Origin of the sequence: Mesorhizobium sp. M2A.F.Ca.ET.037.01.1.1 (genome assembly GCF_003998075.1) — a bacterium.
Classification (GTDB): domain Bacteria; phylum Pseudomonadota; class Alphaproteobacteria; order Rhizobiales; family Rhizobiaceae; genus Mesorhizobium.
This window is the reverse complement of record NZ_RZSA01001537.1, coordinates 1-914: the sequence shown is the minus strand read 5'-3', so window position 1 is coordinate 914 and position 914 is coordinate 1. Positions and strand designations below refer to the sequence as shown.

Genomic DNA, 914 nt, shown 5'->3' with positions numbered 1-914 from the left:
GTGACATCACCTCGTAGAATTTCATGTTCTCGACATTCGGCAGCGGATTGTCCTGCCCGTCGATCGCACCGGTCTGCAGGCCTGTATAGACCTCGGCATAGGCCATCGGGGTCGGGTTGGCGCCCAGCGCCTTGCCGAGGAACTGCCAGGCGTCGCCGCCAGGCATCCTGAGCTTGACGCCGGCTAAGTCGGCCGGTGTCTTGACCTCCTTGTCGGGCTTGAGGCCCAACTGGCGCACACCGAAGTAGGTAGGCCCGAGCACCTTTATGCCGAGCTGGTCCTCGGTCATCTTCTTCAACTCCGCGCCCGACTCGCTGGCGAAGAATTTTCGCATGTGCGCCGCATCGCGGAACAGATAACCCGCGGTGACGATGGACCATGCCGGGATCTGCTTGGAGACGTCCTGCGGGGCGATGTTGCCCATTTCGAGGTTGCCGCGCTGCATGGCGACAAGCTCGGTCCCCTGCTTGAAGAGGTTGCCGCCGTAGTAGCCTTCGAAGGTGAAGTCGTCCTTGATGGCGTCGGCGAATTTTTTCATCATCTCGGCGCGGATGTCCTGCTCGGAGAACACCGCCGAGAAGCGCAGCTTCGGCTTGTCCTGCGCAAAGGCCGGAAAGGCCGCGGCGGCCGCTATGGCACCGGTGCCGACAAGAAACTGGCGTCGGTTTGCGTTGAAAGTCATATTATCCTCCCTGTTCTATTCCCTTGTTCCTGATTGCGTCAGTCGCCGCTCGCCGAATGCGGAACGGGCGTGTCGCCGAAGGCGTCGAATGCTGCCCGCATTCGATCGATGTCGGGCACGATGCCGGTGAAAAGCTCGAAGGCCCGCGCCGCCTGATGGACCGCCATGCTCTCGCCGCTCAGCGTGCGGCAGCCACGCCGCCGCGCCTCGGCGAGCAGCTCTGTCTCAAGAG

1 protein-coding gene and 1 pseudogene are annotated in these 914 nt (G+C 62.6%); both read right to left on the bottom strand.

Annotated elements, in window-relative coordinates:
- Nucleotides 1-682: TRAP transporter substrate-binding protein DctP (gene dctP, locus EOA27_RS38185; RefSeq protein WP_127258929.1), on the bottom strand; the 682-nt coding region annotated here is incomplete at its 3' end.
- A 38-nt stretch (nt 683-720) separates the two neighbouring features.
- Nucleotides 721-914 (bottom strand): annotated as a pseudogene (locus EOA27_RS38180) (shikimate dehydrogenase); the annotation flags it as partial.